The sequence below is a fragment of the Streptomyces sp. NPDC002680 genome (genome assembly GCF_042889145.1).
Lineage (GTDB): Bacteria > Actinomycetota > Actinomycetes > Streptomycetales > Streptomycetaceae > Streptomyces > Streptomyces adonidis.
Window position 1 is genome coordinate 103966 of record NZ_JBIAQP010000020.1, and the last position, 25324, is coordinate 129289.

Consider the following 25324-nt stretch of genomic DNA (forward strand, 5'->3'; position numbering starts at 1 on the left):
GGGCGCGGGGAACTGCGCGACCAGCCCCCACCGGCCCGCAGCGAACGAACTGCCCATGCATCGGAGCTACCCGCTGAACGACGCCAGATGTTCCGCCGCCCACTCCCGATACGAGCGACCCGGACGGCCGAGCAACTCGGCGACATCCGGCTCCACTTGCCCCTTCGACCCGTCCCGCCCCCGCGCCGCACTCTCCACGAGGGCGTGTGCAACCGCCTCCGGGTAACGGGCGAGCAGCCCCCGCAAGACCTCATCCTCCGTCAACTCGACGAACTTCAGCGGCCGTTGCAGCAACTCGCCCAGGATCTCGGTCTGTTCCACCGGGGTGACCCCGGCGGGCCCGGTCAGGGCATACGCACGCCCCGCATGCCCCTCCGGGGCCACAAGCGCCCGTACCGCCACATCCGCGATGTCCCGCGGGTCGACGTTCGCGTTCCGCGAGGTGCCGTGGGGGCCCCGGACGACCCCCTCCTCCCGGACGGAGCGGGCCCAGCCCAGGGTGTTGGACATGAAGGCGCGCGGACGCAGCAAGGTCCAGGCCAGGCCGGAGCCGCGCAGGAGCTCCTCGTTGGACCGCTGCCACCGTGTGATCAGGTCGGTGGCCCCGGGATCGGTCACCGCCTGGGCCGACAGCTTCACCACCTGGGACACCCCCGCCGCTCGGGAGGCCGCCACGAAGTTCTCGTCCTGGACCGGCGCCAGCGGGTTCGCGGTGACGAGCAGAGCGGACCGTACGCCGGCCAGCGCCGCGCGCAGCCCGGCGGGGTCGTCGAAGTCCCCGCGCACCACCTCGATTCCGGGACCGGCGAGGGTGACGCGGTGCGGGTCGCGGGTGAGCAGGCGCAGCGGGCCGGTGCCCGCCAGGCGTTCGGCGACCAGCCGACCGACGGTGCCGGTGGCCCCCGTCAGCAGAATCACGGGACGGGGACCGGGACCGGGGCAGGGGAGAGGATGCGGACGCCGCGGTCGGCCCGGCTGTCCAGTCCGAGCAGGAGCCCCGGTACCGCGATGCCGGGCAGGATGTGGGACCACAGGACCGAGATACGGTGCGCGAGGTCCGCCCGGTCGGTCAGGGCCCGCGACATCAACTGGATGCCCGCGAAGCCCCCCACCAGCAGCTCCACCGTGTCCTGCGGCTTCACCGTGGGCAGCAACTCGCCCTGGGCGCCGGCCTGTTCCATCAGCACGATCAGCCGTTCCCCCCACTGCCGGAACGGTCCGGAGTGGTCGACCCCGGGGGGCGTCGCCTGGTCCACCGTCAGCCGCACGCTGCCTCGCAGCAGGGAGTCGGTCAGCAGCCGCTGCGCCACGACGAACGTCATGTCGATGATCTCCTGCAGCTTGCAGGGCTGTTCCGGGACCGTGCCGAACGGCACCTGCTCGTCGAGCACCGCCTGTGCGAGGGATTCCTTGGAAGGGAAGTGGAAATACAGGGCGCCTTTGGTGACTTCGGCCCGCTCCAGCACCATCGCGATGGTCGTGGAGGTGTAGCCGTGTTCGTCGAAAACCGCGCCCGCGGCTTCCAGGATCGCCCTGCGCGTCCTGATGGCGCGCTCCTGTTTCGCCATAAGAGCCCCTCCCTGGCGCCCAGTTGGCCGGTGTCCGTATTCGGTGCCGTATTTCAGTGCCGTGCTGGTGCGTGACGGCGCGTGGTCAGGTGCGCCGGAACCGCCGATCATAGGGCCGGACCGACTGATCTCGTTGAAAACAAACCGGTCGCCTCGTACTCTAACGCTCACCGGAGCGGGCGCCTTTCCGTCTGCCAGGCCATTCGGGGGACCGAGGGAGAGACATTGCTTCCAGTGCCGCAGTCTGCCGAAATCCCAGCCATGACGGCGAGTGTTCCGCGCCAACTCGTGCACCGTGCGGCGATCGCGGAGACGTTCCCCACCGGTTGGTCCCGAACGGAGACCGACAGGTTCAGCGTCTCCGCGCAGTGGCCGCGAGTGCACTGTTTACACGTGTCGCCCGACCGGACGGCATACGATCCGCTGCTTGTCGTGGAGACCGTACGACAGGCCGGAACCCTGCTCAACCACACCGAGTACAAGGTGCCCCTGGACCACCAGTTCGTCCTCCAGGAGTTCCGGATCACCACGTTCCCCGAGCACTTGGGCGTCGGGCCGGTCCCTGCCGAACCCACCGTCGACATCACCTTCTCCGACATCCGCCATCGCGGCAAGCGCCTGGTTTCGGCCCGCTACGCGGCCGACGTACTGCTCGACGGAGAGCTGGCCGCGCATGCCGACGTCGCCTTCACCTGCACCAGCGGCGCCGTCTTCAGCAGGCTGCGCGGCGGTCGTACGGCCGCCGACGTGACCGCGCTGCCCGTCCCGCCGGGGCTGCCGGCCGCCGACGTGGGCCGGGACTCGGCGGCGGACGTCGTCCTGGCCGTGCCTCAACAGGGGGATCGTGACTGGCAGTTGCGAGTTGATACCGGTCATGCTGTTTTCTTCGACCATCCCCTCGATCACATACCGGGCATGCTGCTCCTGGAGGCCGCCCGCCAGGCGGCACTGGCGCGGACCGGCCCCGACGGCGGTCTGATACCCGTGTCCTTCGACACGACGTTCCACCAGTTCGCCGAACTGGACCTGCCCACCTGGATCGAGTCCACGGACCAAGGTGACGGGGCCCTGAAGGTGGTGGGAACACAGGAGGGACACACGGTTTTCGAGTGTGTGGTGGGCACCGTGGAACGGTCGGCTATCTTGTACAGGCAGTAAGAAACAAACGGCATATCCCGTTTTTCTTCAGGGAGTTCGGGAGCACCGGGACGTTGGGGAGGGGTGGGCGCCGATGGCGAGGCAGTTACGCGCCGAGCAGACCCGTGCGACGATCATCACGGCCGCGGCCGACCTGTTCGACCGCCATGGCTATGAGTCGACCAGCCTGAGCGACATAGTCGAGCACGCCCATGTCACCAAAGGCGCCCTCTACTTCCACTTCGCGGCGAAGGAGGATCTGGCCCACGCCATCCTGGAGATCCAGTCCCGGACCTCCCGGCGGATGGCCAGGGACATCGACGGCCGCGGCTACTCCTCCCTCGAAGCGCTGATCCGCATCACCTTCGGGATCACCAGGATGGCCGTCGAGGGCCCGATCTCCAGGGCGGGCCTGCGTCTCGCCGCCGGCGACGTCGTCGTACGGCCGCCGCTGCGGCACCCGTTCCGCGAGTGGGCGGAGATCGCGTCCGGCAAACTCCTCGGCGCGGTCAAGGAGTCCGACGTCCACCCGGACGTCGACGTCGACGCGATGGCCCACTCCCTCGTCAGCTTCTTCGTCGGCAGTCGCGTGGTCAGCCGAGCGGTGGAGCCGGTGGCGCGCCAGCCGCGCCGCACGGCGGACATGTGGCGGCTCACCATCCGGGCGTTGGTGCCCACGCCGAGGCGGGCGCGGTATCTGAGCCTGGTGGCGCAACTGGAGCGGGAGATAAGGGTGGTGGCGTGAGGCTACTGAGGAGGGGCTTTCGGTTGAGTGCCGGGTGACTGGTCCGTTGTGGCTGGTCGCGCAGTTCCCCGCGCCCCTGAGGGGGTTCCCCGGCCGCTCAGTCGTCGCGTTGCGGGTTCCGGGCCGGGCGTTTCGGGGGCGGTAGCGTGAGGCGTATGCCTGCCTCCGACTCCGTGTCCCCGCCCGTGATCCTCTCCAACGAGCCGGGCTCGTTCCCCTGGAGCGTGCTGGCCGAACGGCATCCCGCGCTCATCCAGAAGGTGCGGGACGCCTTCCCGTACGGCCCCGAGCAGCACCGCGTGCTCGACGCGCTCCTCAAGAACTGCACCGAGGGCGTCGTCGAACCGCTCCCGGCCGGGGCCGAGGACCGGGAGCGGTGGGAGGAGTGGGGGACCCGGGAGTACGTGGGCCGGTCCTGGTTCGACGTGCCGTGGCTGTGGGCGGAGGGGTACTTCTACCGCCAACTCCTCGAAGCGGTCGGGTACTTCGGCGGAGGCGGAGGCGGAGGCGGGGGAGCCGATGCCTGGCGGGGGATCGACCCCTTCCGCCCGTTCAAGCTCGCCGAACTGGACGCCCCCGAGACCGACGAGGAACTGGCCGCGCTCGACGACCTGGTGGGCAGCCCCGAGGAGGAACAGGCGCGCGCCCTGCTCCACGGGTCGCTGTGGGGCAACCGGGCCGACCTCGGTTTCCGGCTCTCCGGTGCGGACGAGGGCGGGGAGGCGGCGGGACTCGTCGCCGACGACAGCGAGTCCCTCTGGTCGCTGCTCCGGTCCACCCGAGGCGACGCCGGCACGGTGTGCCTGGTCGCGGACAACGCGGGCCGCGAACTCGTCCCCGACCTGCTGCTCCTGGACCACCTGCTGACCCGGGGGTACGCCGAACGCGCCGTCCTGCATGTGAAACCGCACCCGTTCTTCGTCTCCGACGCGACCACCGCCGACGTCGTCGACGCCCTGCGCCGACTGACCCGCGCTCCGGGGGAGGCCGCCGCGTACGGTCGCCGCCTCTGGTCCGCGATGGCCGACGGCCGCCTCGCGGTACGCGCCCACCCTTTCTCCTGCGCCCCGCTCCCGTACGCGGCGATGCCCGACGACCTGCGCGAGGACTTCGCCTCGGCCACGGTCACCGTGATGAAGGGCGACCTGAACTACCGCCGTCTGGTCGGTGACCGGCTCCGGCCCCCGACCACCCCGTTCGCGGACGTCACCGCGTACTTCCCCGGCCCGGTGGCCGCCCTGCGCACCCTGAAGTCGGAGGTGATCGTCGGCCTCGACGCCCGTACCGAGTCCGCGCTCGTCGCCGCCGAGGGGCAGCGCTGGCGGACGAGCGGCACGCGTGCGGTGGTGCAGGTGGCTCGTTGACCTGTGGTGATCATGTCAAATCTTTGATAGGCATGCGCTCATGGCGTTACGTCCATTGCGCTCGGGAAGAGGAAAGCTCGCGGCGGTGCTGGCCGCCCTGACTCTGGCCGTCGCGGCCTGTGGCGGCGACGGCTCGGACTCGTCCTCCTCGGACGGCGGCAAGGAACGGATCGATGTCGCCGCCCTGCCACTGATCGACTGCGCCGCGCTCTACATCGCGCGCGACCGCGGCCTGTTCGAGAAGGAGGGCCTCGACGTCCGCATCACACAGATCCAGCAGAGCCTCCAGGCGCTGCCCGCGCTGGCGAAGGGCCAGGTGGACGTGGTCGCGAGCGCGAACTACGTCACCTACTTCCAGGCCCATGAGAAGGGCACCCTCGACATCCGTATCGTCGCCGAGTCGATCAGAGCCGCGCCGCACATGATGGACGTCCTGGTGCCGAAGGACTCGGACATCAGGACCGTCGCCGACCTCAAGGGACGCAAGCTCGCGGTCAACGTCCTGAACAACGTCCAGTCGCTGACCTTCAACGAGGTCCTGGAGAAGGCGGGCGTCGGACGTCCCGACTACCGCCAGGTCCCCTTCCCGCAGATGGGAGCCGCCCTGGAGAAGGGGCAGGTCGACGCCGTCCACGCGGTCGAGCCCTTCGACAGCGTCATCCAGGACGAACTCAAGGCAAGGGTGCTGATCGACGGCGCGTCCCCGCCCGTCGAGTCGATCCCCCTCAGTGGCTACATCACCACCAACAAGTACGCCACCGAGAACCCGGAGACCCTCGCCGCCTTCCAGCGGGCCATCAAGGCCGCCGCGCAGATCGCCGGCGAGGACCCGTCGGCCGTACGTGCCGTGGTGCCGACGTACACGAAGGTGACGGCGGACCAGGCCAAGTCGGTCGACCTGCCGGACTTTCCACCGGTCATGGACGCCACGCAGATCGCCCGGCTGACCGAACTGATGGAGAAACAGGGGCTGTTGAAGAAGACGATCGATCCGGCGACGCTGTTGGTGCGGTGAAACGGGTACGAGTACGGGCGCGGGTACGGGAGTTGGGCCGGGGTCGGTTGCTTGTACGGGAGTCGGGCCGGGGCCGGGTGCGTGTACGGCAGGAGCCGGTGCTCGGTGTTCTCGGTGTGCTCCTCGCCTTCGGGGTGTGCGAGGCGGTGAGCAGGGCCGGGATCGTACGGCGCAGCTATCTCCCGCCCGCGTCCGAAGTCCTCGCCCGGGCCGTGGAGTTGGCGGGTGACCGGGCCTTCCTGGACGGGCTCGGGGCGACCCTGCGCGCATGGGCCCTGGGGCTTGGCCTGGCCTGCGCGATAGCGATCCCGCTGGGGCTGCTGCTCGGGAGTGTGCCGGTCGTCGACGCCGCCGTACGCGCGATCGTCGAGTTCCTGCGCCCGTTGCCGTCCGTGGCACTGATCCCCCTGGTCTCCCTCCTGCTCGGCTCGGGCACCGAGACCAAGGTCGCGCTGATCACCTACGCCTCGGTCTGGCCGATCCTCTTCAACACGGTCTACGGACTCGGCGAGACCGACCCCCTCGCCAAGGACACCCTGCGCGCCTTCGGTTTCGGCCGCCTCTCCGTGCTGCTCCACGTCGAACTCCCCGGCACGGCACCCTTCATCGCGGCCGGTGTCCGCATCTCGGCCGCGGTCGCCCTCATCCTGGCCGTCGCCACGGAGATCCTCGCCGGCTTCGGCGAGGGCCTCGGCATCTTCATCGCCCAGGCGGGCACGGCGACCGACGGCACCCGGGACGTACTGGCCGGTGTGGTGTGGGCCGGGACCCTGGGCCTGGTCATCGACGCGGTGCTCGTGCGGTGCGAACGGAGAACGTTTCCGTGGACACCGGAACACCGGACACGCGAGCACCAGCCACGCGTTGCCTCTGTCTCGCCGCGAGGCGAACGGTCCGCCGCCGATGTCTCCGACCACGAGGTCCACCCATGAGCGGACGCCCCGGCCCCACGGCCGACAAGCCCCCGCGCGCGGACACCACCAAGGAGACCGGGACCCCCGGCACCGGTACCGCCTCCACCACCCCCAACGCCTCCCGTACTGCCCGTGTGGGCCCCCTCGCCCGAGGCGCGCTGCTCCGCTGGCTCGTGCTCGCCCTCGCCGTGGGCGTCTGGCAACTCGCCGCCCGTGCGCACGGTAGCGTCTACTTCCCTCCTCCCGGCCGCATCGCGCGCCACGCCTACGATCTGTGGTTCTCCGGCCCCGTCGGCCATCTCTTCCTCACCGACGCCGCCGTCGACAACATCCTGCCCAGCCTCGGCCGGATGGCCGCCGGGTTCGCTCTCGCCGCCGTCGCCGGGGTGGCACTGGGTATCGCGGTCGGGCGGTCGCGCCGGGCGTACGCCCTGTGCAACCCGGTCCTCCAGTTCGCGCGAGCCGTCCCGCCGCCGGCCCTCGTACCCGTCTTCGTCGTCGTGCTCGACTTCGGTACGCAGATGCAGGTCGCGTCGATCGCCTTCAGCGCCGTGTGGCCCGTGCTGATCAACACGGCGGAGGGTGCGCGCAATGTCGACCCGCTGCGGCTCGAAGTGGCCACCGTGCTGCGCCTGACCGCGTTCGAACGGCTCTGGCTGCTGCTTCTGCCCTCCGCGCTGCCGCGCATCTTCGCGGGGCTTCGGCTGAGCCTCTCGCTCTCCCTCATCCTCATGGTGTTCTCGGAGCTGCTGCCGGGCACCGCCAACGGCATCGGCTTCACCCTCACCGACGCCCAGTCGCGCTCCGACCTGCTGACCGTATGGGCGGCCCTGGTCCTGCTCGGCGCCCTCGGGTACCTCCTCAACACCGGCCTGCTGGCGGTCGAGAAGCGGCTGATCGGCAGCGGGCGGCCCACATGACCCCAGCCCCTGAGGACAGGTGACCGATCCGGATGCTCACCCTCGATTCCCTCGGCCAGCACTACGGCGACCACAGCGTCCTGCGGGACATCAGCCTCACCGTGCCCGACGGCCAACTCCTGTGCGTCGTCGGCCCGTCCGGCTGCGGCAAGTCCACGCTGCTGCGCACCATCGCCGGACTGCTGCCCGCTCACGAGGGCACGGTCACCGTCGACGACACGCCCGTCTCCGGTGTGCCCGACCGGCTCGCCGTCGTCTTCCAGGACTACGGGCGCTCCCTGTTCCCCTGGCTCACCGTCCGCGAGAACGTCGCGCTGCCGCTGCGCCGCCGTGGTCTCGGCCGGGCCGAACGACGCGGTGAGGCGGAACGGATCCTGGAGCGCGTGGGTCTGGGCGGCGCCGCCCGCCGTCACCCCTGGCAGCTGTCCGGCGGTATGCAGCAGCGCGTCGCCATCGCCCGCGCGCTCGTCTGCCGTCCTTCTCTGCTCCTCATGGACGAGCCCTTCGGTTCCTTGGACGCGCAGACCCGCGAGGACCTCGAAGACCTGCTTCTTGAGGTGCACCGCACGGACGGCGCGACCATCGTCTTCGTCACGCACGACATCGACGAAAGTGTGTACGTCGGCGACCGCGTCGTCGTCCTGTCGCCGGGCCCCGGATCCCGGGTCCTCCTTGACCTCCCGGTCCAACTTCCCGGCCCGCGCGATCAGATCGGGACGCGGGGCCTGCCCGAGTTCGTGGCGCTGAGGGCGCAGGTCGGGCGGGCGGTGCGCTCGGGGGCGGGTGAGGTCTCGCAGTAGTCGGAGAAAATCTCGTAGTGCTCGCATGTCGAGTGAACTCACGGCGCCCGCCCGGAATCCCGGAATCGGTCCTGATTCACGCGATGGTGTGATCATGTCCCGCTCGATGGATGGCACGCCCGGGGCAGGGGTAAGGCCCCGCCCATGACACAGCCGTTCGTACTCCCGCACTTCTACATGCCGTATCCGGCGCGCCTGAATCCGCATATCGACGAGGCGCGCGCCCATTCGACCGTGTGGGCACGGGAGATGGGAATGCTGGAGGGCTCAGGCGTCTGGGAGCAGTCCGATCTCGACGCGCACGACTACGGGTTGCTGTGCGCGTACACGCACCCCGACTGCGACGGGCCCGACCTCTCCCTCATCACCGACTGGTACGTGTGGGTCTTCTTCTTCGACGACCACTTCCTGGAGGTCTTCAAGCGCAGCCAGGACCGGGACGGCGGCAAGGCGTATTTGGACCGGCTGCCCCTTTTCATGCCGCTCGACCTCTCGACTCCCGTGCCCGAGCCGGAGAATCCGGTGGAGGCGGGCCTCGCCGACCTGTGGGCACGCACGGTTCCGTCGATGTCCGTGGACTGGCGCAGGCGGTTCTCCGTCGCCACCGAGCATCTGCTGAACGAATCCATGTGGGAACTGTCCAACATCAACGAGGGGCGGATCTCCAACCCCGTCGAGTACATCGAGATGCGCCGCAAGGTCGGCGGCGCGCCCTGGTCGGCCGGGCTCGTGGAGTACGCGACCGCCGAAGTGCCCGCGTCCGTCGCGGGGTCGAGGCCGCTCAGGGTGCTCATGGAGACCTTCTCGGACGGCGTCCACCTGCGCAACGACCTGTTCTCCTACCAGCGGGAGGTCGAGGACGAGGGCGAGCTGAGCAACGGCGTACTCGTCCTGGAGACCTTCTTCGGGTGCACGACCCAGGAGGCTGCCGACACCGTCAACGACATCCTCACCTCACGGCTCCACCAGTTCGAGCACACCGCGCTCACCGAAGTGCCCGGCCTGGCCCTGGAGAAGGGCCTCACACCGGACCAGATCGCCGCGGTGGCCGCGTACACGCGCGGGCTGCAGGACTGGCAGTCCGGCGGCCACGAGTGGCATCTGCGTTCCAGCCGGTACATGAACGAAGGGGCCCTGGAGGAGTCGCGGCCGTTCGGGGTCGGCGGCTTCGGCACGTCCGCGACCAACATCGGCGCACTGCTGGCCTCGGCCGGTGCCGAACGCCTGCGCGCCTACACACATATGCCCTATCAGAAGGTCGGCCCGTCCCGACTGCCGGATTTCTACATGCCGTTCCGGCTCACCCTCAGCCCGCACCTGGACGGCGCCCGGTACCGCCTCACCGACTGGATGCACAGCATGGGCATGCTCCAGGAGGGCGTCTGGGACGAGGACAAGCTCGCCGCCGCCGACCTGCCCCTGTGCGCGGCCGGCATCCACCCGGACGCGACGGCCGACGCCCTCGACCTCAGCTCCGCGTGGCTGTCCTGGGGCACCTACGGCGACGACTACTACCCCCTCGTCTTCGGCCACCGCCGCGACCTGGCCGCGGCCCGCCTGTGCACCGAGCGGCTCTCCGCCTGCATGCCCATCGAGGGCGACGCGTTCCCTGTCCCGGTCAACGGCATGGAGCGCGGGCTCATCGACCTGTGGCGGCGTACGACGGTCGAGATGACCCCGGACCAGCGGCGCACGTTCCGTGCCGCGGTGGACGTCATGACCGAGAGCTGGGTGTGGGAACTGGCCAACACGGCCCAGAACCGTATCCCCGACCCGATCGACTACCTGGAGATGCGCCGCGCCACCTTCGGCTCGGACCTCACCATGAGCCTGTGCCGCATCGGCCACGGCCGGACGGTTCCGCCGGAGGTCTACTGCAGCGGCCCCGTCCAGTCGCTGGAGAAGGCGGCCTCCGACTACGCGATGCTCATCAACGACGTCTTCTCGTACCAGAAGGAGATCCAGTACGAGGGCGAGATCCACAACGGCATCCTCGTCGTCCAGAACTTCTTCGACTGCGACTACCCGACCGCGCTGGGCATCATCCACGACCTGATGACCCAGCGCATGCAGCAGTTCGAACATGTCGCCGCCCATGAGTTCCCGGTCCTGTACGAGGACTTCAAGCTCACGGACGAGGCACGCGCGATCATGGACGGCTATGTGGACGAGCTGCGGAACTGGCTGTCCGGCATCCTGCACTGGCACCAGCAGGTACCCCGCTACAAGGCGGACTACCTGGCCCGCAGGTCGCACGGCTTCCTGCCGGACCGCAGCAGCTCGGCACTGCCGGTCGGCTGACGGCGGCAGTTCCCCCGTCAGCCGAGGTCGCGCACCCGCTCCGCCGTCTCCTCGGCGAGCTCCCGTACGCCCGTGGCGGCGTTCCCCGAGAGCTCGCCGAGTATCGCGTCCGCGTGGGCCAGCAGAACGCGGGCCTCCTCCGGGAGGTCCGCGTCGGCCAGCGCGCGGGTGAGGGCGTAGTGCTCCTCGGCGATGTAACGGCCGAGGTTCACCCCGTGCCAGAGCCGCAGGGACGTGTCCCGGGGGTCGGTGAGGATGGCACGCAGGCTCTCCAACGTGGCCGTGGCCTGTGGCAGTTGCCCCAGCTCCCGTTCGAGGCGGGCCTGGTCCAGCCGGGCCGACACCCGGGCCCAGGCCGTGTCCTGGAGGCCTACGAACAGACGCTGGGCGCGCAGGGCCTGGAACCGGTCGCTCAGTTCCTGGAACTCCCGGCTCAGGCCACGCAGCGGGGAGGTGTCCAGAGCCTCCGGTGCCCAGCCGGGCCGCCCGAGTTGATACAGCCCCAACTCGATCTCGTCCAGCAGCCGGATCAGCGCGACCCGGGCCAGTTCGGTCATGCCCTGGTCGCGGGCCAGCTCCGTCCAGGTGAACAGCGGCTCGTCCGCCGGGTCCGTGCCGAACATCGAGGCGTCCATGTCCAGTGCCCACTGCCGCAGTTCGGCACCCGGGGCCCCGGACCCGGGCAGCTCGCTCAGACCGCACGCGGTGTCGAAGTCCGTGTCCCGGACCTCGTGCAGCAGCGGCAGATCCTCGGCCAGTCCGTGCAGACCCACCAGGACGGCCCCGAGGCGCAGTTCGTCCGTCATCGACGACTCCGCCTCGTACCGCACCAGATGCCGCAGCAGGTCCAGATCGCTCTCCGCGCGGTCGAACTGCGCGGCCCGCAGGGCGAGTCGGCGGCGCAGCGGGTCCCGGGCCACCGCGTCCCACGCCGCCGGGCCGTCGCCCGCCCGCAGCACGGCGAGGTCGGCCCGGCCACGGGCGAGCACCGGCTCCCACAGGGGTGGGCGCGGATGCCGGTCGAGCAGCTCGTACGCTCCGCCCTCCTCCGCGTTGAGCAGCAGGAAGTCGGGCTCGGTGCGCAGCAGCGCCTTGTGCAGCATGCCGATCAGCTCCACGGGGGAGCGCTCGGGCAGCCCCAGGGCGCCGCGCAGTGCGGCGCGTTCGGCGTCTACGTCGAAGTCCTCGCGCATCTCCTGCTCGGTCTCCGCCATCCGCGCGAGGATCTTCTCCGTACCGTCGGCGGGCGACAGGTCCAGATAGTCGCGCCAGCCGGGCAGACCGATCACGGTCTCCAGCGCCTCGTCGACACTGGAACCGATGATCCCGGCCGAGCCCTCCGAATCGGCGTACAGCACGGACCCGTCCGCGCACACGAAGAACGTGCCTCCCGTGCCGTCGCCGGCCACCGGGGTCAGCTCTCCGCCCGAGGCGAGGCCGACCTCCTCGCCGTGCTCGGCGCGGTCGAGGTCGAAGTCGAAGGGGAACGCGGCCAGTTCGGCGGCGGAACGGCTCTGTCGCAGCAGCCGCAGGGCGTGATCGGTCATGCCGCAGAAAGTAACAGCCCCCACTGACAACGGGAATATCGCCGTCCACTACCAATTTCCGAACTTTCTCGTACAGAACGTCATATTCAGGGAACTTCGGCAATTCGCGAGGAGTCATATGGGGTGAGTGGAACGGAATGACTGACCACCAGAACACGGGGGAGTTGACGCCGTACCTGGCGCCGCTGCCCGTCCTGCCGGTCCTGCGGCCCGCGTCCGAGGACGTGCTGAAGGAGACCGAGATCGCCCTGCGCCCGGCCTGGGTACGCCTGCACCTCCTCCGGGTCCCCGGGAACCAGATCCTGCGCGTCATGGGCAGGTTCGACGGCGCGTACGGCCGGTTCATGTACCACTGCCACCTCCTCGAACACGAGGACATGGGCATGATGCGGCCCTTCGTGGTGATGCCGAAGGAGGCACTCAAGTTCGACCATGGCGCGGGACACGGCGGCCACGACGGTCACACGGCCTGAGGGGACCGGGCGGACGCCTATGGCTGCCCATTTCTGACCCTGTGTCAGTCTCACTCGTTCGTGGCTCGTTGTGCGCCGGTGCGCCGGGTAGAGCACCTGCCGGAGGCTATCCATGGAACAGACCGCACTGCGTCCCAAGCCCATGCCCGGTCAGGAACCGGCCGGCGGCACCACATCCCGTCCGGCCCGGCGCCCGCATGCCGCGCCCCGGCGCGGCCGACGGCTGACGACCCTGCTGTTCGGCCTGTTCGTCGGGACCGTCCTGGTCCTCGCGGGCGTCGGGCTCGGCACGCTCGGCGCCACGGTGATCGGCATGAGCAAGCTCGCCGACCTGCAGCGGCACGCGGGGCAGGACGGGCGCACAGGGCAACAGGGGCAGGGCCCTGACTCGGTGGGCGCGCGAAGTGGTGCGCCCGCCGAGTCAGGGTCCGGGGCCAAGTCCAAGTCCGGGCCGGGATCCGGTGCGGGCCCTTCCAGCCGGCCCTCGGGCGGCGCTAGCCCGGCCTCCTCGGCGTCTGCCGTGACCGCGACGCTCGGTGTCGAGGCCGTGGACGCCGAGAAAGTGGGAGCCCTGGTCGTCGGCGTCCACATCCCGGGTCCGGGTTACACCGCGGGCCTCGTCCGAGGCGACGTACTCCTGACCTTCGGCGGGGCCCGGGTCGACTCGGCGGCCGATCTCGCCCGCGTGGTCGCCCGCGCCCGCCCCGGCGCGGAGATCACCCTCACGGTCCGTCACCGCAGCGGCGGCTACCAGCAGTTGGTGGCGATCCCGGGCGTCGTCACCTGACCGCCTCCGGCGTCTGGCGGCCTTAGTTACACGACCACCCTGAAGTGGCTGGTCAGCCGCCCGTCGTCGGCCAGCACATGGAAGGCGAGGCCGACCGGTGCGTCCCGGTCCGCGACCTCCTCGCCCTCCCAGGGCAGCCGGAGGGTCCACGTCACCCCCGGACCGACGACCAGCGGCCGGCCCGCGAAGGTCGTGGCGGCCGGGGTGTGCGCGTGACCGGTGATGAGCCCGGCGATCTGCGGCCTGCGCTCCATCAGCGCCACCAGTCGGTCGGGCCGGCCCAGCTGGTAGGAGTCCGGCAGGGGATGGTGCAGGGCGACGGGCGGATGGTGGAAGGCGAGCAGCGCCGGGACGCCCTCGTCCAGTTCGTCGAGCGTCGCGTCGATCCAGTCGTACGTCTCGTCGTCGAGGGCGCCTTCGTCGCGGCCCGGCACGCTGGAGTCGCACATCAGGACGGCGGCGTCGTCGAAGACGTGCGCGCTGTTCACCGGCCCCTCGGCGGCGGGCAGCCCGAGCAGCGCCTTGCGGTAGGGCGCGCGGCTGTCGTGGTTGCCCGGGCAGGTGAGTACGGGGAAGGGCGCGTCGCCGGTGCGCAGCCCGAGGATGTGTGCGGCCTCCTCGTACTCGGCCTCCGTGCCGTGGTCCGCGATGTCCCCGGTCACCAGCAGGGCGTCCACATGCCCCGGCAGCTCCCACAGCCGGTCGCGCACCCGTTCGGCGCGCGCCGTGGACCGCGCGGTTCCGTCGAGGTGCAGATCGCTGATGTGGGCCAGTACGAGCATGGACTTCCGCCTCCCTTAATGGTTCAGGCAGATCTAAGCATTAGATCTAATGGTTACTCAACTCCTATGCGTTAGGTGAACTGGGTCGGGGTGCAGGGAGCGGGTGGGAAATGGGCGGGAGACCAGGGATGAGAGCTGCAAACCGGCTCGCGCCGTCCCGCGCATCCGGGCAGGATGCTGCCCGTAGCCCCTCGCCCTTCCACGGAGGCCCGGATGACCGGCAGCAGGCCCGCGCCCTTCACCGCCGACGACTACCGGGCCCGGATGCGGCGCGCCGCACGAGCGGCCGAGGACGCGGGCCTCGCCGGGCTCCTGGTGGCGCCGGGACCCGACCTCGTCTGGCTCACCGGCTACGCGCCCACCGCGGTCACCGAACGCCTCACCCTGCTGGTCCTGGCCGCCGGACAGGACCCGGTCCTCGTCGTCCCCGCCCTGGAGGCCCCGGACGCGGCCCACGCGGCGGGCGCACCCGCCCTGACCCTGCGCGACTGGACCGACGGCAAGGACCCGTACGCGGCCACCGCACCCCTCCTCGACGCGGCGGGCCGCTTCGGGGTCAGCGACAACGCCTGGGCACTGCATCTGCTGGCACTCCAGAAGGCGCTGCCCGGCACCTCGTACGTCTCCCTCACCGAGGGACTGCCGATGCTGCGCGCCGTGAAGGACGAGGCGGAACTGGCACGCCTGGCAGCCGCGGGAGCGGCTGCTGACGCAACGTACGAGGAGATCCGGAAGGTTCCCTTCGGGGGCCGCCGCGAGAAGGACGTAGCGGGCGATCTCGCCGGTCTGCTGCGGCGGTTCGGGCACTCCGAGGTCGACTTCACGATCGTCGCCTCCGGCCCCAACGGCGCCAATCCGCACCACGAGGCGGGCGACCGGGTCATCGAGCGGGGCGACATGGTCGTCCTCGACTTCGGCGGCCTCATGCACGGCTACGGCTCCGACACCTCCCGCACGGTCCACGTCGGCGAACCGGACGCCGAGCGGCGCAGGGTCCACGACATCGTGCGCGAGGCCCAGGAGGCGGGCTTCCGCGCCGTACGGCCCGGCGCCGCCTGCCAGGACGTCGACCGGGCGGCCCGTGCGGTCATCACCGAGGCCGGGTACGGCGAGTACTTCATCCACCGCACCGGCCACGGCATCGGCGTCACCACGCACGAGCCGCCGTACATGATCGAGGGCGAGGAACGGCCCCTCGTCCCCGGTATGTGCTTCTCCGTGGAGCCCGGCATCTACCTGCCCGGCCGCTTCGGCGTACGCATCGAGGACATCGTCACCGTGACCGAGGACGGCGGCCGGCGCCTCAACAACACGACTCGCGAGCTGGTCACAGTGGACTGACCGTCCCCTCACCAGGAGTTCCGCCCCGCCAGCACCCCTCCGGACGACAACGGCGCGACCATGACACAGGCACCGACACCCACCGCGGACACGGTCCGCCGACTGGTCCGCTCGCTGCTCGCGGACAGCGCCCTCGGCGCGTCGTCCGCCACGGCGGGACCTGACGTCCGGCCCGTCGGCGCGGGCGGCGAGGGGTCCACCTGGTGGGTCGGCGCCCGGCACGTCCTGCGCCTGGCCCCCGACCGGGAGGCGTCCGCGCGGCTGCGCCGTGAACTGCGCCTGCGCGACCTCGTACGCCCGCACCTCGGCGTCGCCGTCCCCGTCGGCGTGGCGCACGGCGAGTGGGCCGGCGGACTGGCCTACACGCTGGACACCAGGCTGCCCGGCGGCTCGGCCGAGGAGCACGACGTCTCCGCCGTCGGCGAGGCCGACCTGGCCGGGCTGCTCACGGGCCTGCGCGAGGTGCCCGTACGGCAGGCCGAGACGCTCGGGGTGCCGCGGGTCGCGCCACGCTCCCTGGAGGCCCTGCGCCGGGCCGCCGAGCGAGCGGCCGAACGTCTCGCCACGGCCGACGAGTTCGACCCCGCACGGCTGCACCAGCTGACCCCGGCCGCCGCGACGCAGCTCGCCGCGCAGGCCGGTACGGCGGTCCTCGTCCACCACGGTCTCCGGGGCGAGCGCCTCGTGGTGAGCGCCGACGGACGGGTGCGTGGTGTCCTCGACTGGACCGACGCGGTCGTCGGTGACCCGGCCGAGGACATCGCCGGGCTCGCCCTCGCGGTCGGCTCGCCCGCCGCCGTACGCGCCGCCACCCTCGCCGGTTACGCGGCCCGCCCCTGTCTGCGCGGCCTGTGGCTCGCCCGCTGCGACACGGTCGTCCGGCTGGCCGAGAGCCTCACCGGCCGCGACGCCGGCCCGAGACCGCTGCTGCGGGTCCAGCTGCGGCGCGCGTGGGAGGCGATTCTGCTGGAACGGGTGACGGAGCTGCGGGAGCAGGACGAGGAAGAGTAAGCCCCCTGCGCTCACCCTTGCTCCAGCACCACGCAGGACTCCCCGGGGATGTGCAACAGTCCGTCCGTGCCCGGCAGTTCGACCGGTTCCCAGGCGGCAAGCACCGTTGCCCGTCGCGGGCCCAGGGGGATCGCCGCCGACGTCTTGGCGAGGTTCGCCACCACGCGTACGTCCCCGCGCCGGAACGCGAGCCAGCGGGCATCCTCGTCGTACGCGACCTTGATGTCCGACAGGTCGGGGTCCGTGAGGTCGGGCTGGGCGTGACGCAGGGCGATCAGTTCCCGGTACCAGGCCAGCACGCGCGCGTGGGGCTCGCGTCCGGGCTCGGACCAGTCGAGGCAGGAGCGGTCACGGGTCGCCGGGTCCTGCGGGTCGGGAACGTCCTCCTCGGCCCAGCCGTGCGCCGTGAACTCCCGCCGCCTGCCCCGCCGTACGGCCTCCGCGAGGTCCGCGTCCGTGTGGTCGGTGAAGAACTGCCACGGAGTGCCCGCCGCCCACTCCTCACCCATGAACAGCATCGGCGTGAACGGGCCGGTGAGCATCAGCGCGGCGGCGCAGGCGAGCAGCCCGGGGGAGAGGGAGGCCGAAAGGCGGTCCCCCTGGGCGCGGTTGCCGATCTGGTCGTGGGTCTGCGTGAAGCCGAGCAGCCGGTGTGCGGCGACCCGGGTGCGGTCGAGCGGGCGGCCGTGCAGCCGGCCCCGGAAGGTCGAGTACGTGCCGTCGTGGAAGTAGCCGCCCGTGAGCGTCTTGGCCAGCGCCGCGAACGGGGCCCGCGCGAAGTCCTCGTAGTAGCCCTGCGACTCACCGGTCAGCGCCGTGTGCAGGGCGTGGTGGAAGTCGTCGCTCCATTGGGCGTGCAGTCCGAGACCGCCGCCCGCGCGCGGGGTGACGAGTCGTGGGTCGTTGAGGTCGGACTCGGCGATCAGGGACAGCGGCCGGCCCAGCTCGGCGGCGAGGGCGTCCACGGCCCTCGACAGCTCCTCCAGGAAGTGGCACGCGCGCGTGTCCCGCAGCGCGTGCACCGCGTCCAGCCGCAGCCCGTCGATCCGGTAGTCGCGCAGCCAGGCCAGGGCGCTGCCCAGCAGATACGCGCGCACCTCGTCCGACCCGGGCGCGTCCAGGTTCACGGCGGAGCCCCACGGCGTCTGGTGCGTGTCCGTGAAGTACGGGCCGAAGGCGGGCAGATAGTTGCCGGAAGGGCCCAAGTGGTTGTGCACGACGTCCAGGACCACGCCGAGGCCGAGCGCGTGTGCCTCGTCGACAAAGCGCTTCAGCGCCTCAGGGCCGCCGTACGGCTCGTGCACCGCCCACAGCGACACCCCCTCGTACCCCCAGCCGTGCCGCCCCGGGAACGGGCACAGCGGCATCAACTCGACGTGCGTGACGCCCAGTTCCACCAGGTGGCCGAGGCGCCCGGCCGCCGCGTCCAGCGTGCCCTCGGGCGTGTACGTGCCGATGTGCAGCTCGTACAGGACCGCGCCCGGCAGCGCGCGGCCCGCCCACTCGGTGCGCCAGGTGTGGAGCCCGTGGTCGACGACGGCGCTCAGCCCGTCCGGGCCGTCCGGCTGGCGGCGCGAGCGCGGATCGGGCAGTACGGGGCCGTCGTCCACGGCGAAGCCGTAACGCGACCCGTCCCGGGCCTCCACCTCGCCGGACCACCAGCCCGTGCGCTCCGGATCGCGCTCCAACGCGCGCGTGCCCGCGTCGCACCGGAGCGTCACACGACTGGCCTGCGGTGCCCACACCTCGAAGTGCACGGACGGTTCCCCTTCGTCTGCCGGGTGGTGCCCACCGGGAGGTAGCCCGTCCCATCGTGCTTCAAACGCCGACGCTCCGCGCTTGAATCTTCACGTTTGCCCGGGGTGTCGTCAGGTCGGACCAACAGGCCGCCGTTTCCGCGTTTTCTGGACACCCCGCGCGCGCTGCCCGACAATCACGAACGTGACGTCGTCCTTCGAGTTCCACACGTATCCGGCTCGTCTCTCCGACGCGGAGCGCGACCGGGCGCTGAAGGTGCTGCGGGACGGGGTCGCCCTGGGCCGGCTCTCGCACGACACGTTCGTCCGGCGCATGGAACTCGCGCTCATCGCCCGCCGGTCCGACGAACTGGCCGTCCTCACCGCGGATCTGCCCACCGAGAGCCGTCTGTCCCGACTGGTGTTCGGGACGGTCGAGGCGGTCTCCGGCTTCACGGTACGGCTGCGCAGGGCCTGGCAGTCCGAGCGGCTTCCCAAGCTGCTGCTGCCCCACCCCGGCAGCGGCCACCCGTTGCGCATCGGGCGCGACCCCGCCAACGGTCTGCGGCTCACCCACGAGACGGTCTCGCGCGTCCACGCCGAACTCCGGCACCAGGGCGGCCTGTGGGTGCTGAGGGACCTCGGTTCGACCAATGGCACGACGGTCAACGGCCGCCGTGTGATCGGCGCGGCCGTCGTCCGCGACGGCGACCAGATCGGCTTCGGGCACATGGCGTTCAGGCTCGCCGCCGAGTGACACCGCGCCTGCGGGAACCGTCCCCGCAGGGCGATTCACTTTGCCTGCCGCGGTGTTGACGTACCCCCGGAGTCGTGACTGACTGTGCGTGCACCATGTACACCAGGTGAATCGACGGTCCCGCTTGTGGAGGTGTGTCCTGTCGCCGCTCCTCCGCTACCCGTCCGTGGACGAGCTGGCAGACCGGGCCGCCGCACTCGTCGCCCGGCACCCCGCCGACGCCCGGCTGCGCACGGTCGGCACCTCACGCGGCGGTACGCCCCTGTGGCTGCTCTCCGTGGGGCACGGCGACCGCCAGGCCCTCGTCGTCGCCGGACCGCACGCCAACGAGCCCGTGGGCGGCGCGACCGCCCTACGGCTGGCCGAGCGGGCGCTCGCCGACCCCGGACCGACCCTCCGCGCGGACGCCACCTGGAACCTGCTGCTGTGCCTCGACCCCGACGGCTCGCGCCGCAACGAGGGCTGGCTCGGCGGCCCGTACACGCTCGGGCACTACTTCCGGAACTTCTTCCGGCCCGGCTTCATGGAACAGCCCGAATGGCTGCCCGACGGCGCGGACGGCGCGGCCCTGCCGGAGACCCGCGCGCTGCTCGCCCTCCAGGACGAACTGCGGCCGTTCTTCCAGTGCTCGCTGCACGGCGTCGACGTCGGCGGCGCCTTCGTGGAACTCACCCGCGATCTGCCGGGCCTTCCGCAGCGGGTCGCCCAGACCGCGGCCCGGCTCGGCATACCGCGCGAACTCGGCTCGTTCGACACCCTGTACTGGCCCCGGCTGGGACCCGCCGTGCACCGGATACCGCCGCCGAGGCAGGGCGACCGGGCCGCCGCCATCACCGAGGCCGCCGTCGAGTCGACCTGGTTCCATCCGCACCGGCACGGCACCGTGACCGCGATCGTCGAGTCGCCCATGTGGGGCGTCGCCGCCGTGGAGGACGACAGCCGGCCCACCGACGCCGACGCGGTGCTGCGCACCGTCAGCCACACGCTGCGGCACGACACGCGGTACCTGGAGGTGGTCCTCGAACGTCTGAGACCCCACCTCGCGCGCGTGCCGGACGCGGACCGTCTCCTCGCCCCCGTGGACGACTACCTCCTGGTCGGCCCCGGCCTCGCCGACACCTGGGACCCCGACACGGACGACGGCACCGCACGCCCCCTGCCACCACTCAGCACCGCCCACCTGGCCACCCTGCGCATCGCCGGGCGGAAGCTGGCACTGCGTACGGCGGGGCTGCTGCACCAGTTGGCGTGTGGGGCCGGTCCGGGGGCCGCCGACGTCCGGTGCGCGCTCGACCGGCTGATCGACGAGTGGTGCGCCGACTACCGCGACGGCTGCGGGGCGCGCTGGATACCGGTCGCCCGTCAGGTGGAGTACCAGTCGCGGGTGGTGCTCGCGGCGTTCGAACTGGCGGGCCGTCACGCGCGCGTGGGGTCCCGTTCGAGTGACTCGGGCTGGGGCGCGGGGTCCGCGGTGCCGATGCACAGGGAATGACCCACACGATCACCACCGGCAACACCATCGAGCCCGTCCGGACCAACGCGACCGTGCGAGCGGTACGCGGTGCCCTGCTGGCCGTCGGTCTCCTCGTCGCGGGCTCCGCCCCCGCCCAGGCGGTCCCCCAGGAGAGCGCCGGCGACAACTGGCTCTACGTCACCGTCACCCGGGGCGAGTCGGGCTCCGGCGACACCCGCGGCACCCTGGTGCTGTGCGACCCGCCCCAGGGGCACGCGCAGGCGGCCAGGGCCTGTGCGGACCTCGCCGCGGCGGACGGCGACATCGGCGGCATCCCGCCGAAGAAGGTCATCTGCCCGATGCTGTACTCCCCGGTCACCGTGCACGCGCACGGGGAATGGAACGGCAGCCCGCGGGAGTACGACAGGACCTTCTCCAACGGATGCGAACTGGGCGCCCGGACCGGGGCCGTGTTCGCGCTGTAGGGGGTCCATCGGGGTGAACGGTTTCGCCTGGCTCCTCCAAGCGGACCCGGTGAAGTCGACTGCGGTCCGGCGACGCCGCCAAGGGGCGCGGGGAACCGCGCGACCAGCCGCGACGGCGCCGCAGCCGAAGGACAACCCGGCACGGCACATCCGGCGGAGCGCCTAGCTCCTCGGGGCGGTCCCCTCGCGCGCGTGCCGTGCCGTGGCCAGCACCGTGCGGGCCTGGTGCTCGACCTGATGCTCCAGGGGCACCCAGCGGGCGCGGAAACGGTCCATGAAGGCCTCGCTCCAGACCGTGACCAGGTGTTCGAGGCGCGGTGCCGCGCGGTCGTCGGTCTCCCGCAGGACCCGCAGCAGCATCGCGGCGGCCCGCAGCGGCAGCCGGCGGCCGAACGCGTCCACGCTGCCGACGTACGCCATCGTCGTGTCGGCGGGCGGTGTGTGCGTCCAGTCGGCGGCCAGCCCCGGCACCAGCTCCAGCGCCCACTGCGCGGCCCGCAGCAGCGGACCCTCGGCGCCCTTGAGTCGGGGCAGCGCGTCCGCGAGGACCCGTTCGACCTCCAGCCCGTCCCGCAGCAGCCGGCCCGCGAGCCGCCGGATCGCCGCCGCAGGCGCGGGATGCGGTGCCGGGTCGTCCACCAGGTCGCTCGCCCACATCGGCACCTCCACGACCGCGGTCAGACCGCCGTACCGGTGGGCGTGGTACCAGGTGCTGTGCCGGGCGTCGTCCGGCATGCTCGGGTACGCCGCGTCCGAGCCCGGCGCCGGCATCACATGCACACCGGGCCCCGACGCGGGCCAGCCCGCCGCGTCCGAGGCGCCCGTCTCCACCGGGATGTGCAGCTCCGCCGCCGACTTGGCGAACGGCTCGGCGAGCCCGGGGACGTCCTTCGTCAGCTGCACCCAGCTGCCGCCCACGTCGGTGCCGTGCAGGGTGACCTGGAGGTAGGGCCGCACTTCGTCGATGACCCGGAGCAGGGCGCGGGTCTCCGGCGGCAGCCGGTCGGGCGGCAGTATGGAGGGCGACCACTCCGGCTGCTCGGCCCCGGCGGGCCGGTAGAAGCCGAGGTGGTAGTCGAGCAGACTGCGCGGCGCCGGTGTGACGTGCAGGCTGGCGCCGTCCGGGTCCGCGCACAGCAGGAAGTGCCAGGAGGCCGCCGTCCGCAGCTCGTGGTCGTACAGGGCCCGTTCGGCGAGGGCGAGGAGCGTGGAGCCGCCCGTGGGTTCGTTGGCGTGGGCACCCGCGACGACGAGCACGGCGCGTCGTGCGTGGCCCACGGACAGCAGATGCAGGGGCCGTCCCGCGCGGGAGGAGCCCACCTGCCTGAGGGCGCACAGGCCGGGCCGGTGAGCCGCCAGCGCCCGGGCGGACGAGACGAGTTCGTTCACACTGGGGTAGCGCAGCTCCGGCAGGAGACTCACCCCCGTCTGGTCCACCCGGCGTCGCAATCCGCAGTACCCCATGGCGTCCAGGAACTGTCAAGGAGATGACGGGGGCGGCGCCAGGGGGCGCCAAGGGGTACTCACCGCCGGCGGTGCGGAGGGAGACGACCGGGGGAACGCCCGACGGGGACATCCGCCGCGCGGAACGGCACGTGCGGGCCCCGCCGAGGGCGCGTACACGTGCCACCGACCGGGCGCGAAGCGGGCGATCGCGTTCACCACCAAGCGCCGGTCGCCCACTTCGTGCTCCGGAAGTGCGCGCGGCCGTGAGCCGGGCGCCAGGTAGCTCAAATGGGCGCGCGCAACGAGCCCGCGCCCCCTGCTGTCACTCCTCGCCGACCCGCTCCAGCAGCGCCACCGGCAGCCGCGCGAAAAGCTCCGCCACGCGCGCGTGCCCCGTGAACTCCCGCTCCGGAGTCAGCAGATCGGCCCACCGGCCCGGCGGCAACGGCAGCCGCGTGTCCTGCCAGCCGCCCGTGTCCGCCAGCCGCAGCGACAGCCGGGTGACCGCCGTGACCACCTCCCCGGAGCGCGCGAACGCCGCACAGTGCGCCGCCGCCTGCCCCTCCGCGACGAGCGGCGTGTACGTCGCCGTGTCGCCGAACACCGCCGGCCGCCGCGCGCGCAGCCGCAACGCAGCCGCCGTCAACTCCGCCTTCTCGCCCGGCGCCTCCGGAGGAAACCGGACGGGGCGCCGGTTGTCCGGGTCCACCAGCGCCCGGTACTCGCTCTCCGTGCCCTGGTAGAGGTCCGGCACGCCCGGCATCGTCAGATGGACCAGGGCCGCGCCCAGGACGTTCGCCCGGACGTACGGCTCCAGGGCGCTCCGCAGGGCGGCCACGGCCTCGCCAGGAGCCCCGCAGGGGCCCGCCGCCACGAACGCCGCCACGGCCTCCTCGTACGCCGGTTCCTGCTCCGTCCAGGCGGTGTGCAGGCCCGCCTCCCGGACGTGCTTCAGCAGGGCGCCCTGGAGCCGCTCAGGGTCCGCCGGGCCCAGCCCGAAGGCCGTCTGCCAGGCCGCCCACGCCAGCTGGGCGTCGGGCACCCCCTCGCCGGTGCGTGTGACCTCCGCCAGGACGTCGGCCCAGCGCTGCGGGCACTCGGTGAGCACGGCCAGCGCCGCGCGGACGTCGGCGCTGCGCTTCGTGTCGTGCGTCGACAGCACCGTCCCCGTGGCCGGCCAGTCGCGCTGCACGCGCGCGCAGTAGGCGTGGAAGTCCTCCGGCGACACCGCGGGGCTGCCCGGACTACCGCCGACCTCGGTCGCCGACAGCAGCGGCACATAGCGGTAGAACGCCGTGTCCTCCACGGACTTGGCCCGCAGCGCCGACGCCGTCTGCGCGAACCGGTCCCGGAACTCGACGTGGTCGGGCCCATCGGCTTCCTTGCCGTCTGCCCGCCCCAGCAGCAGATTCCGTACGACGTCCACGGCCCCGCCCTCCTCCGGGACCGTGAACGCCCGCCGGGCCTCCTCGGCGGCCTCCTCGGTGACCAGGGAGGCCGCGTCCCCGGGGGTGTAGGGGCGGTAGACCTCCAGGCGGACCAGCAGCTCGCGCAGCGCGGTACGCAGGGCCCAGGGGGCGCGGTCGCGCAGGGCGAGATCCGGGGACGCGGCGCAGATACGGTTCGCCACGCGGGTCAGCCGGTCCACCTCGGTGGCCAGCTCGTGTGTCACCACCTTGTACGCGGCCCGCCGTACCGTCGCCTCCCAGTGCCCGCCCCGATCGGCCTGAGGGGCCGCGAACCGCCGGTACTGGCCGAGGAGTTCGCCCACGCCCGCCGGGTCCGTGAACAGGCCGTCCACGTGCCGCAGGGCGTCGTACCCGGTGGTCCCCGCGACCGGCCAGCCGGCCGGCAGACGCTCCCCGTCGGCCAGGATCTTCTCGACCACCGTCCAGCGGCCCGCGCTCGCCTCGTGCAGCCGGCGCAGATACCCGCCCGGGTCCGCGAGACCGTCCGGGTGGTCGACCCGCAGCCCCTCCACCACGCCGTCGTCGAGCAGCTCCAGCAGCTTCCCGTGGGTCGCCGCGAACACCTCGGGGTCCTCGACCCGCACCCCGATCAGCTCCGAGATGCTGAAGAAGCGCCGGTAGTTGAGTTCGGTGCGGGCCAGCCGCCACCACACCGGGCGGTACCACTGCGCGTCGACGAGCTGCGGCAGTGGCAGCTTCTCGGTGCCCTCGCGCAGGGGGAGAACATGGTCGTAGTAGCGCAGGACAGGGCCGTCGTACCCCAGGTGCGAGTCCTGCCACCGCTCGACCTTCAACTGGTCGCTCACCGCGCCGAGCGGCCCCCCGAGCACCGGCAGCAGCATCCGGCCGCCCTGCGCCTCCCAGTCGATGTCGAACCACCGCGCGTACGGCGAATCGGGGCCCTCCCGGAGCACCTCCCACAGGGGGCGGTTGTGGCGAGGGGACATGGCCATGTGGTTGGGCACGATGTCGGCGACCAGCCCGAGACCGTGCTCCCGCGCGGTGCGCGCCAGTGCGCGCAGCCCCTCCTCGCCGCCGAGTTCCCCGCGTACGCGCGCGGGGTCCACGATGTCGTAGCCGTGCGTCGACCCCGGGACGGCCTCCAGGAACGGCGACAGATGCAGATGCGAGACGCCGAGCGAGGCCAGGTAGGGCACGGCGGCCGCCGCGGCACCGAACGGGAACGCGGGCTGGAGTTGCAGCCGGTAGGTGGCCGTGGGCACGACCGGGTCAGGGCGCTCAGGTGTCATGGGAACCTACGTACCCGCCCCGG

Annotated in this window: 21 protein-coding genes and 1 pseudogene; 15 read left to right on the forward strand and 7 right to left on the reverse strand. The window is 71.9% G+C overall.

The annotated features are described in order from the left end of the window. Window positions 1-66: 66 nt before the first annotated feature. Both ACFYXF_RS40505 and ACFYXF_RS40510 read right to left on the reverse strand, forming a co-directional pair. Window positions 67-918, reverse strand: coding sequence for an SDR family oxidoreductase (locus ACFYXF_RS40505; protein ID WP_389357185.1), 852 nt, complete (start codon window positions 916-918; stop codon window positions 67-69). Continuing rightward, complete coding sequence (locus tag ACFYXF_RS40510; RefSeq protein ID WP_389357187.1) at window positions 915-1568, reverse strand: ScbR family autoregulator-binding transcription factor; 654 nt, start codon at window positions 1566-1568, stop codon at window positions 915-917. Before ACFYXF_RS40510 ends, ACFYXF_RS40505 begins: the two co-directional genes overlap by 4 nt. Before the next feature lie 261 nt (window positions 1569-1829). Between ACFYXF_RS40510 and ACFYXF_RS40515 the strand changes: the two genes are divergently transcribed. The 8 genes from ACFYXF_RS40515 (at window position 1830) to cyc2 (ending at window position 10764) form a co-directional block, all read left to right on the forward strand. Continuing rightward, window positions 1830-2726, forward strand: a complete 897-nt coding sequence (locus ACFYXF_RS40515) for a ScbA/BarX family gamma-butyrolactone biosynthesis protein (protein ID WP_389357189.1) — start codon at window positions 1830-1832, stop codon at window positions 2724-2726. Window positions 2727-2799: 73 nt separating this feature from the next. Next, window positions 2800-3450 (forward strand): ScbR family autoregulator-binding transcription factor, encoded by a 651-nt coding sequence (locus tag ACFYXF_RS40520; RefSeq protein WP_389357191.1) that lies wholly within the window; start codon window positions 2800-2802, stop codon window positions 3448-3450. A gap of 155 nt (window positions 3451-3605) precedes the next feature. Beyond that, window positions 3606-4814: a damage-control phosphatase ARMT1 family protein gene (locus ACFYXF_RS40525; RefSeq protein ID WP_389357193.1), complete on the forward strand. Its 1209-nt coding sequence runs from the start codon at window positions 3606-3608 to the stop codon at window positions 4812-4814. Between the two features lie 40 nt (window positions 4815-4854). Further along, window positions 4855-5829, forward strand: coding sequence for an ABC transporter substrate-binding protein (locus ACFYXF_RS40530; RefSeq protein ID WP_389357195.1), 975 nt, complete (start codon window positions 4855-4857; stop codon window positions 5827-5829). Beyond that, complete coding sequence (locus ACFYXF_RS40535; RefSeq protein ID WP_389357197.1) at window positions 5826-6761, forward strand: ABC transporter permease; 936 nt, start codon at window positions 5826-5828, stop codon at window positions 6759-6761. The genes ACFYXF_RS40530 and ACFYXF_RS40535 overlap by 4 nt, the downstream gene beginning before the upstream one ends. Further along, the gene (locus ACFYXF_RS40540; RefSeq protein ID WP_389357199.1) at window positions 6758-7663 is read left to right on the forward strand and encodes an ABC transporter permease; all 906 of its coding nucleotides are present in this window, start codon (window positions 6758-6760) and stop codon (window positions 7661-7663) included. The genes ACFYXF_RS40535 and ACFYXF_RS40540 overlap by 4 nt, the downstream gene beginning before the upstream one ends. Before the next feature lie 32 nt (window positions 7664-7695). After that, window positions 7696-8463, forward strand: coding sequence for an ABC transporter ATP-binding protein (locus ACFYXF_RS40545; RefSeq protein ID WP_389357201.1), 768 nt, complete (start codon window positions 7696-7698; stop codon window positions 8461-8463). Window positions 8464-8607: 144 nt separating this feature from the next. Beyond that, on the forward strand, window positions 8608-10764 hold the full coding sequence (cyc2, locus tag ACFYXF_RS40550) for a germacradienol/geosmin synthase Cyc2 (RefSeq protein WP_389357203.1): 2157 nt from the start codon (window positions 8608-8610) through the stop codon (window positions 10762-10764). A 17-nt stretch (window positions 10765-10781) separates the two neighbouring features. Here the strand turns inward: cyc2 and ACFYXF_RS40555 are convergent, their stop codons facing one another. Then, window positions 10782-12311: a hypothetical protein gene (locus ACFYXF_RS40555; protein WP_389357205.1), complete on the reverse strand. Its 1530-nt coding sequence runs from the start codon at window positions 12309-12311 to the stop codon at window positions 10782-10784. Window positions 12312-12586: 275 nt separating this feature from the next. Between ACFYXF_RS40555 and ACFYXF_RS40560 the strand changes: the two are divergent. Together ACFYXF_RS40560 and ACFYXF_RS40565 are read left to right on the forward strand one after the other, a co-directional pair. Further along, window positions 12587-12784 (forward strand): annotated as a pseudogene (locus tag ACFYXF_RS40560) (multicopper oxidase domain-containing protein); the annotation flags it as partial. Between the two features lie 112 nt (window positions 12785-12896). Continuing rightward, the gene (locus ACFYXF_RS40565) at window positions 12897-13571 is read left to right on the forward strand and encodes a PDZ domain-containing protein (protein WP_389357207.1); all 675 of its coding nucleotides are present in this window, start codon (window positions 12897-12899) and stop codon (window positions 13569-13571) included. Window positions 13572-13597: 26 nt separating this feature from the next. On the opposite strand, the gene ACFYXF_RS40570 is transcribed toward ACFYXF_RS40565, so the two are convergent. Beyond that, window positions 13598-14353: a metallophosphoesterase gene (locus ACFYXF_RS40570; RefSeq protein WP_389357209.1), complete on the reverse strand. Its 756-nt coding sequence runs from the start codon at window positions 14351-14353 to the stop codon at window positions 13598-13600. Window positions 14354-14566: 213 nt separating this feature from the next. Here ACFYXF_RS40570 and ACFYXF_RS40575 point away from each other — a divergent pair, with 213 nt between their 5' ends. Together ACFYXF_RS40575 and ACFYXF_RS40580 are read left to right on the forward strand one after the other, a co-directional pair. Continuing rightward, window positions 14567-15694, forward strand: coding sequence for an aminopeptidase P family protein (locus ACFYXF_RS40575; RefSeq protein ID WP_389357211.1), 1128 nt, complete (start codon window positions 14567-14569; stop codon window positions 15692-15694). Between the two features lie 60 nt (window positions 15695-15754). Next, entirely contained in the window at window positions 15755-16705 is a 951-nt protein-coding gene (locus tag ACFYXF_RS40580) for an aminoglycoside phosphotransferase family protein (protein ID WP_389357213.1), read from the forward strand. 11 nt (window positions 16706-16716) lie between these two features. On the opposite strand, the gene treZ is transcribed toward ACFYXF_RS40580, so the two are convergent. Further along, on the reverse strand, window positions 16717-18462 hold the full coding sequence (gene treZ, locus ACFYXF_RS40585) for a malto-oligosyltrehalose trehalohydrolase (RefSeq protein WP_389357215.1): 1746 nt from the start codon (window positions 18460-18462) through the stop codon (window positions 16717-16719). Between the two features lie 184 nt (window positions 18463-18646). Between treZ and ACFYXF_RS40590 the strand changes: the two genes are divergently transcribed. From ACFYXF_RS40590 to ACFYXF_RS40600, 3 genes are all read left to right on the forward strand, one after another. Further along, window positions 18647-19198, forward strand: coding sequence for an FHA domain-containing protein (locus tag ACFYXF_RS40590; RefSeq protein ID WP_389357217.1), 552 nt, complete (start codon window positions 18647-18649; stop codon window positions 19196-19198). Between the two features lie 166 nt (window positions 19199-19364). Then, a complete protein-coding gene (locus tag ACFYXF_RS40595) occupies window positions 19365-20690 on the forward strand; it encodes a M14 family zinc carboxypeptidase (RefSeq protein WP_389357219.1) in 1326 nt (441 codons plus the stop codon). Further along, complete coding sequence (locus ACFYXF_RS40600; protein ID WP_389357221.1) at window positions 20687-21136, forward strand: SSI family serine proteinase inhibitor; 450 nt, start codon at window positions 20687-20689, stop codon at window positions 21134-21136. Before ACFYXF_RS40595 ends, ACFYXF_RS40600 begins: the two co-directional genes overlap by 4 nt. Window positions 21137-21298: 162 nt before the next feature. On the opposite strand, the gene ACFYXF_RS40605 is transcribed toward ACFYXF_RS40600, so the two are convergent. Beyond that, on the reverse strand, window positions 21299-22558 hold the full coding sequence (locus ACFYXF_RS40605) for a M14 family zinc carboxypeptidase (protein WP_389357223.1): 1260 nt from the start codon (window positions 22556-22558) through the stop codon (window positions 21299-21301). A gap of 346 nt (window positions 22559-22904) precedes the next feature. Then, window positions 22905-25301: a malto-oligosyltrehalose synthase gene (gene treY, locus ACFYXF_RS40610; RefSeq protein WP_389357225.1), complete on the reverse strand. Its 2397-nt coding sequence runs from the start codon at window positions 25299-25301 to the stop codon at window positions 22905-22907. Window positions 25302-25324: the final 23 nt, after the last annotated feature.